General features: G+C 29.8%; 8 protein-coding genes. 4 read left to right on the plus strand and 4 right to left on the minus strand.

All coding sequences use genetic code 11. From position 1 onward, the window contains the following. Positions 1-3: 3 nt before the first annotated feature. The 4 genes from ACNG5D_RS15570 (at position 4) to ACNG5D_RS15585 (ending at position 3,691) form a co-directional block, all read left to right on the plus strand. Positions 4-1,047 carry a type II toxin-antitoxin system RnlA family toxin gene (locus ACNG5D_RS15570; protein ID WP_418184459.1) on the plus strand — a complete coding sequence of 348 codons (1,044 nt, stop codon included), beginning with the start codon at positions 4-6 and terminating at the stop codon, positions 1,045-1,047. Between the two features lie 7 nt (positions 1,048-1,054). Then, complete coding sequence (locus ACNG5D_RS15575; RefSeq protein ID WP_418184460.1) at positions 1,055-1,432, plus strand: type II toxin-antitoxin system RnlB family antitoxin; 378 nt, start codon at positions 1,055-1,057, stop codon at positions 1,430-1,432. Positions 1,433-2,471: 1,039 nt separating this feature from the next. Continuing rightward, positions 2,472-2,912, plus strand: a complete 441-nt coding sequence (locus tag ACNG5D_RS15580) for a DUF6943 family protein (RefSeq protein ID WP_418184461.1) — start codon at positions 2,472-2,474, stop codon at positions 2,910-2,912. A gap of 137 nt (positions 2,913-3,049) precedes the next feature. Continuing rightward, positions 3,050-3,691: a DUF6266 family protein gene (locus tag ACNG5D_RS15585; RefSeq protein ID WP_418184462.1), complete on the plus strand. Its 642-nt coding sequence runs from the start codon at positions 3,050-3,052 to the stop codon at positions 3,689-3,691. Between the two features lie 178 nt (positions 3,692-3,869). Here the strand turns inward: ACNG5D_RS15585 and ACNG5D_RS15590 are convergent, their stop codons facing one another. From ACNG5D_RS15590 to ACNG5D_RS15605, 4 genes are all read right to left on the minus strand, one after another. Next, the gene (locus tag ACNG5D_RS15590; RefSeq protein WP_418184463.1) at positions 3,870-5,297 is read right to left on the minus strand and encodes a hypothetical protein; all 1,428 of its coding nucleotides are present in this window, start codon (positions 5,295-5,297) and stop codon (positions 3,870-3,872) included. A gap of 471 nt (positions 5,298-5,768) precedes the next feature. After that, complete coding sequence (locus ACNG5D_RS15595; protein WP_418184464.1) at positions 5,769-5,915, minus strand: hypothetical protein; 147 nt, start codon at positions 5,913-5,915, stop codon at positions 5,769-5,771. 618 nt (positions 5,916-6,533) lie between these two features. Beyond that, the gene (locus tag ACNG5D_RS15600) at positions 6,534-6,899 is read right to left on the minus strand and encodes a hypothetical protein (RefSeq protein WP_418184465.1); all 366 of its coding nucleotides are present in this window, start codon (positions 6,897-6,899) and stop codon (positions 6,534-6,536) included. 181 nt (positions 6,900-7,080) lie between these two features. Continuing rightward, positions 7,081-7,773 (minus strand): hypothetical protein, encoded by a 693-nt coding sequence (locus ACNG5D_RS15605; RefSeq protein ID WP_418184466.1) that lies wholly within the window; start codon positions 7,771-7,773, stop codon positions 7,081-7,083. Positions 7,774-7,909 lie beyond the last annotated feature (136 nt).

Raw genomic sequence — 7,909 nt, forward strand, 5'->3', positions numbered from 1 at the left:
TATATGTCATTTAAAAAACTAAATATTAATAGAGCACTAATACAGGAAACTGTTGAGGCTTTTGTTGGTACTTCTACTAATATTACTATTGTAGAAAAACCAGGGAATCTTTTTGTGTATAAATTTTTGCAAACTGGTAAAGCAGAGGCTACATTAAATGTTTATTATGTTAATGGCGGTGCAACAACTTTAATGTATAAAACGGGTAAGAATCAAGAGTGGTCTTTAGAAATAGCTCAAAATATATTAGAAAACTGTGCTATTAAAGAGTTTAATGCTAATAGTTTCTATTTAAAAGCTATTAGACCAGAAGATTTTGATGTTGTTTTAGAGTTTTTAGTTGAAGAATGTAGTGCTGTTGTTATAACAGATAAGCAAGTGCCTAAAGGTCGTCAGGTAAAGTTAGAAGGTGTTCAAGGTGATAATTTAATTCTGAATCACTTTAAAAACAATGCATTTCAAGCACAAGGTAAACCTAGGATGTTATTTCACGATACAATTATGATTTTATCAGATTTGCTACCGTTTAAAGATATAATTGATAAGCAATTAGAATACTATGAAACTAATTTAACGTCTACAGATATTATAGGTGAATTAGAAAATAGACTTCCTGTCTCAGGTAGTCAATTGAATGACAAGATTAAAAGTGTTATAAGTCCTTCTTTAGCATTGAAGAAAACAGATATAGAATTGACAGATTATTCTGCTTTTGCTTTTCCTATGTTAAGAGGCTTAGAAGGTGTAATGAAACAAGTTTTTGCCGACAAAGGTATTAATATAACTAAAGAGGGTTTTGGCGCGCATTTTGATAATAAAGGAATAAGTGTTACATTTAATAATTCAACAAAAGCTATAGTTAAGTGTTCAAAGCACGAAAAAGCATTATGTAATATGTATAGTTACTATTCTAATCAAAGGCATACTATTTTTCATATGGATAGTACAGTTGCCACAAGTAAGATATTAGATAGAGCGGAAGCAGAACATATAATAAATACAGGAATTAACGTTATTGAAGATGGTTACACCATTATGAATAGTTAATCATAAAATGAAAAAACAAGCAACATATAGACTACGTAAATTATCTAAAAGTAATTTTCAATACATTGTATTAACACTTAATTCAATTCGTATCGATAATTATTTAGATGAAATAGAATCATCTTTAGCTATAAAAAAGATAAAAGGTTCTATTGTGTTTGATTTACTAATAATGAATGGTATGAATGATAGATATTATTCTGCTGATTTCGATGGTGTTAAGTTTAATCTTTCATCGTTTAAATCAATAAAATCTGATGATGAAACCGTTTTTAAAACATCAAATACTTTTTTTTCAAAGAATATTGATTTAATTGAACAAAGTAGTTTACCAAAAACAAAAAAGTTCTTAATTAAAAAGCAATTGGCTACATTAAGTGCGTAGTTAGTATCAAGTCCCCACAACCCAAAACCCAGTTTTTTCGTACCTCAAAATCCTCTGTCTTTTGTGTTGTTCCGCGCGCCACCGCATAGTTGGTTTTATGTCACAATAGTTGTAGCCATCGCTATAATAGCACATTGCTTGTTTTATTTAAAAGTATCTATTTTAATAAATTGGTACAATAAAAAAGCAAAGAGCTATTGCCAACGCTCAAAACAACTATTCCGCCACAAAACCAACCCAAAGCTAAGTTACATAATAGAAGTTATAGTAGCAAAAACCTTTTCAATGGTACGCTACGCTTAGTTTTTATGTTTTCGTATCTATAACTGCTACTATGTAAAATATCCGCTTATCCAACGCGCACTTCCGAACATCAAACCACATTTAGAACTAATAATGAACATTCCTGCATTCTTGCATTGTTTTTATAAGTGCTTTTTTAGTTTCATTGCAACAAGGCTTTAAATTTTGAAGTGTAGGTTTATATAAGTTAATTTGTAAAGCACCTATAAAATCAAAAAATCCAAATAAGAGTATTACCATTCATTTGTCAATAACATTAGTGGCATCAATAGAAAATTTAGTACAAAACAAATAAAAGGCAATGCACTTATTTCCGCTACTGCCAACGCACTACGTACTTTAATATTGTTTTTATTTCTTATCTCATTCCATTGCACAAAACCATCGTTAAGTCCAAGTATTCCTTATCTCAAGTCTTTGTTTATTCCATTTCACTAAGAAACAAAAATGCCTAAACATCATATTTAGAACTATAAAAAAATAAAAAAGTTAGCAAATATAAGTGCCTTGCTACAGCCAACGCTAAAAGCCTGTAAAGGTCAAGCCCTACGGGTTTTGAATAAAACTTTTTTCACAATAATTCTTCTTTTTTATTAAACATTTTAACTCAAAAAACTTTTACCCAAAAACCTTGACAGCCTTATCCAAGGCACTTTTACACAGCACATCTTTTTTCTTTCTTTTCCAAAAAATAATGGCGCGAAGCGTAGCGAAGCAAATTTTTAATTGGATAGCTATGTCAACTTTTGAACTGAAAACACACCGAATCGGAAAAACGTACTCGAACCCTCATTTTTTTATACTAAACAAAGGTCTAAACAGCGGAAAACCGCTCTCAAATCCTTGTCCTAATTGTTTTGTAGTAACAACTTCAACCGAAAAAGAGAAAAACACGCTTTTTCATTTGTCTATGATGCTACAAATAGGCGGTTTTTACGCTTATTATTTAAAAGGAAGTGTTATTCCGTTTATTTCAATAGATGATTGCAGAAAAACGCTTAAAAGCAGTTTAAAATCAAGTTGTAATGCAGGAGATATAATGCAAAAACATATTAAAGCGGTTGAGGTTATCAGCAAAAAAGAAAAAGAGTTACAAAATGTCATTGATAAAATGGCAGTTTTAAAGGTCGCATATATACGTAATTGTTTAAAGTTAACGCAAACTAAAGAAGCATAATGCAAAGGCATCTAAACGACTAAAAACAGTAACAAAATGGCATTATTTTGGTTATATTAGAGGAGTAAACAAAGTTTAAAAGCAATATCAAGTCCGTACCAAATCCGAACGAGTATTAATTTTAAATTGTTATAGTAATGGGGAAAATTTCTCAAGGTATTTTAGGAGGATTATCAGGTAAAGTAGGAAACGTTATCGGAGGTAATTGGAAAGGTATTGATTATTTAAGAATCAAACCATCAAGCGTGGCGAATCCACGAACAGAAGGACAAGTAAATCAACGTAATAAATTTACTATTACATTGGAGTACTTACAAGCAAATAAAGGCTTTATTAAAATTGGTTATAAGGCGTTTGCGAACAAGAAAACGGAGTTTAATGCTGCAATGTCTTACGTGTTGAATAATGCAGTAGGAGGTGTTGCACCAAACTTTACGGTAGATTATGCTAATGCTTTATTAAGTAGAGGTTCATTATCTGGAGCATTAAATGCAACAACAGATTTAGCAACAGCAGGACAAGTTTCTTTTGCTTGGGATGATAACTCTGCTGAAGGTAATGCAAACCTAACAGATAAATCAATGGTATTGGTTTACAATCCAAGTAAAAAAGAATCGATGTACATTTTAGACGGTGCTGATAGAACAGTAGGTTCTCAAGTAGTTACAATACCAAACACCTATGCAGGTGATACAGTAGAGCTATTTATGGCGTTTGTTTCTGCTGATGGAACACAAGTATCAAATAGTGTGTATTTAGGCTCTGGTACGGCAGCTTAATAACTTTAAGCGTAAATACAAACAAAAAGAAACCGCTACAGTATATTTGTAGCGGTTTTTTTGTGATTATAGATCATTATATTTTCTTCTCTATTTTACAGTTTAAAAAGTTATACCTATGTTGTACCTCTTTTAGTTAATTCTTATTTAACTTAATAAAATCAATACATACAAAGTGTTATCTACACAACACGGTGTTGGCAACAGTTTTTTCAATATTCAGTTTATATTCTTCTTTTTTAGAAATATAGTTCGTTCCGTTTTTATGCTCAATGAATCTAAGTCCTTTATATTGTATCAAATTACAAATAATACTATTAATTAGAATATATAGAGTATGATAATTTTTTGATGAATCTTTTCTTTCATAACTTATTTCTCCTTGATGAATTGCAAGGTTTCTTAATTTAGGAAATAATTGGTCAATATCATCATTCCTTTTGATTTCGCAAAATTCGAGTAACAAATCAATTTTGTTTTCTGTTTTACTTAAATTGTTGATATTTCCAACTTTTGATTTTAGAAGTTCTAACTGTTTTTTTGCAATTTTCCCTCTTACTTTTTGGTCTATTAACTGAGTTATTTCAGATTTTAGTTCTGAAAATTCTTCTTTATTTAAAATTGAATTTTTCTTTTTGTCAATTAAGCCAGAAACATAGAGACTATTAGCAATTTTTTCTATTACAATTAAAAGAATGAAAAAGCTACTTTCTATATTAACTTGTTTTGATTGATTAATTAAATATATTACCTCTGACAAGTTTAATGTTCTGTCCCAAATCAGATAATTTGAAAATGTATCTACGTAATCATTGATGATTCTTTTGTGTTTAAACTGTACTTTATGAATTGGTAAAAAATGATTAACATTATAATCGGATAATTCGTTTTGCGAGTATGTTCTTGTAAAGTGTTCAAGCTTATGTTGATAATATTCCTCTCGAATAACAATATTATTTCCAGATAAATACGATATAAAATATTTTAATGAATGTTTGATTTCTTGATAAAAACGATATGAAATTGGTTGTTTTTGAAAGAACTTTACAAGTACTGATTTATCATTTTCTACGTTCTTAATTAATCCAATATCTAAATTGAAATTTCTTTTTTTATCGAAATAGTTAAAGTGTATTTCGGAATGGTCTAACTCGAATGATAATATTCTTGATTCATCTTTACCAAACATCATTCTATTTCTTTTAGTTTCAGATGATTTAGTAAATAACACCTCAATTCCCTCAGCTATGAAATATGTTATATTGCTCAGCGAAATGTTCTTTTCGTTTTTTGCATTTATACATTCGGTATTATAATCATAGCACAAGAAGCTAAATTTAAAACTAGGATAAGATTCCGATTGCATTGCAACTTTATTAAATACAATTAACGAGCCTGAAGAAGTAAAGGCATTAATAGAATAAGTTTTGTCGTCAAAATAGCTTTTTGAATTCACTATTGACTGTCTATAATCTTTTCCAAAAAAATCTTTTTCGATGAAACAATCAACATATATTATTCCGTCTTCAATTCTTAATTTTGGATGATTAAGTTGAACGATTGGTTTATCGTTTTCTTGTAAAATTGCTGAATTGATTTCTCTCAAATTGTCTTGTATTCAGGTGTTTTTCAAATTGTTGCCAACGGTTACGTATATGAAATGTTGCGTGTTTGTGTGCGAGGATTTTCCGAAGGAAAATCGGAAGCTAGCAAACAAAGCAACTCCCATTAGTTAAGCACAAAATAGCAATTTTTTATATACAATGTTGCCATTTCGTTGTTTTCATTTCAATTGCTTTTTTCTAAAATATTTCACTCCTTTAAAGGTAAAATAGATTACTATTAAGATTTGTAAGCATATAAAAAATATTTTAAACCAATTTTTTTCAGGATTGATATCTAATCTGTCAATTGCTGTCAATAACATGGGCGTTAAAACAAATAGTATAATAAATGCTCCAATTATAGTGACAATAATAATTCCGATGTTTTTCATTTTTATTTGACAATATGTTTCAATTCCGTTTGAGTAAATTAAGTCAGCGTAATTATTCCGAAAACTTGCTAAAAGTCAGATTTAATTTATCTGCTTATTTTGGTTTTCAGTTTCTTTTATTCTTTTTATATAACCTGTTTTTTTTCCAATAAAAAAACCTAAAAGGAATATTCCAACTGGAACTATTAAAACTAAAATTAATTGAATTGGTCCGATTGCTAAATACATATTTTTCTATTTATTTTTTGTTGATTTTCCGTTTTAAGTACGTTCCACCACAATGAATGGCAACGTGTTTGTGTATGGAAAGTTGCGTTTTTTGTGTGCGAGGATTTTCCGCAGGAAAATCAGAAGTAGCAAAAAATGCAACTAACTTTGGCTAAGCACTAAACTACGCAATTTTTTATACACGTTGTTGCAAAATCGTTGTTTTTTAAGTTCAGATCATTTGGTTCAATTCTGTTTTTTTTTCAGCGTTTGAGTGAATTCGGTCAGCGATTTATTCCGCAAACTTTTTTAATTCCGATTGAGTGAGAAATTCCGTAAGAGTAATTTTCGCGTTCAATTCGGTTTTTGTTTTTCAATTCCGCAAACAAGCTAAAAAATCCGTTGCGATTTTCATTCAGATTTTGAGTGAAAAATCAACGCATATATTCTGTTTTTTATTCAATTCCGTTTTGTTGAGTTCGAGTAAGCGACAATGTTTTGCAACGTGTTTGTGTATGATTTCGTTGCGTGTTTAAGCAACTAATTTAGCAAATAAATCACAGATAGAAAGTCCGCGAGGACTTTCGTAAGTAGGCTATAACTAGCAATGAATTATACACGTTGTTGGCAAATCGTTTTTTATTTTTTCACACGTTTTAAATTCCGAGTTGCCCAGAATTCATATCCGTTTATTGGTTTTATTTTTAGTTTTTTTATTCGGTAAGTTATGGTCGAATTAATTTCCGTCCAATTTTTGTCCGATTTACTTTCTTTCTCCAGTTTTATATTCAGAATTAGAGTGTCGTTTTGAATTTTCCATTCTCCTTTTAATTCCGAGTAAATTATTTCGTGATAGTTATAAAATTTAGTCCGATGAAAAGTTCCGTTTTCGTAAAGTACTAAATTATCAGAATTTACATAATTCCATTTAGTTCCGCTTTCAGATTTTTGCTTTGTTTTTTCTTTTTTATAAACATATTCAGCTTGGATTTCTTGTGAAACCAAAATGTTAGTCAAAAGACCAAATATCAATATTAGAAGTTTTTTTCTCAAATGTTTGCCAACGTGTTTGTGTATGGTTTCGTTGCGTGAAAATCCGCGAGGATTTTCAGATTAAGAAACCAAGATAGTAAAAGTGCGAGGAATTTCCGAAAGGGAATTCAGAAGCAATGAACTATACACGTTGTTATAAACAGGTTTTTAATTCAGTTATTTTCGCATTTCCAAATTCAGCTTCTTGCAATTGTAAAAGTTCCATTTTACATTCGTCAAGGGATAAAATTTGATAAATATTCTGGTCAGTAGTTTGGTCAAGAGTAATTAGTAAGAAAAAATTCTGTTTAATTTCTTTGACTAACCAATATCCTTCATCGTCCCAACTCTTATTTATCAGAGCATTTTTCTTAATTGGTTTTTCAAACATAACGTCACGAAAGAAAAATTTATCGCTGAATTCTATATCAATTTCTCCATTGATTTTCTCAAATTTATTTTTAATCAAAAAGTCCTTAATTAGCTTTTTTTCAGTATTCAATTTGTGATTCAGGTTCAGAGGATGAAATACGTGCATCATATTTTGTCCAAAGTCAATTCCAATTGAGTCCTTTCCGTGAACTTTAAAGTCAACATTTAGAGTGTCGGTTGTCATAAACAACTTTGATTGTTTAAAATCAATGTTTATTTGTACAATACTGTCTGAATTAATAGTTCCGATAGTTTGATTGTCAAAGTCAATCAACACTCCTTCGTTCCCTGAAGTGTAAGCTGAATTTGTGTCAATAACATAATTCTGATACGACATCCATATTCCGTTAACTTCTTGACTTGAGCAAGATGTTAATCCAATAACTATAAATATTAATTGTAGTACTTTTTTCAACTTGTTTATAACGGTTTTGTATATGGCTTGTAGCGTGTTAATTAGCGATTATTTTCGGATTAAGCACAAGCCAGATTTTTAAATTTTATTATTTATCTTTTTTATTGGAAATCGTCAAATTTAAAAATTTGGCGAC

Source organism: Algibacter ulvanivorans (genome assembly GCF_048381495.1).
Lineage (GTDB): Bacteria > Bacteroidota > Bacteroidia > Flavobacteriales > Flavobacteriaceae > Algibacter_B > Algibacter_B ulvanivorans.

Excerpts from the sequence above, each read along its gene's own strand:
- ACNG5D_RS15570 (WP_418184459.1), top strand. The coding sequence starts at position 4 with ATGTCATTTAAAAAACTAAATATTAATAGAGCACTAATACAGGAAACT.
- ACNG5D_RS15575 (WP_418184460.1), top strand. The coding sequence starts at position 1,055 with ATGAAAAAACAAGCAACATATAGACTACGTAAATTATCTAAAAGTAAT.
- ACNG5D_RS15580 (WP_418184461.1), top strand. The coding sequence starts at position 2,472 with ATGTCAACTTTTGAACTGAAAACACACCGAATCGGAAAAACGTACTCG.
- ACNG5D_RS15585 (WP_418184462.1), top strand. The coding sequence starts at position 3,050 with ATGGGGAAAATTTCTCAAGGTATTTTAGGAGGATTATCAGGTAAAGTA.
- ACNG5D_RS15595 (WP_418184464.1), bottom strand. The coding sequence starts at position 5,915 with ATGTATTTAGCAATCGGACCAATTCAATTAATTTTAGTTTTAATAGTT.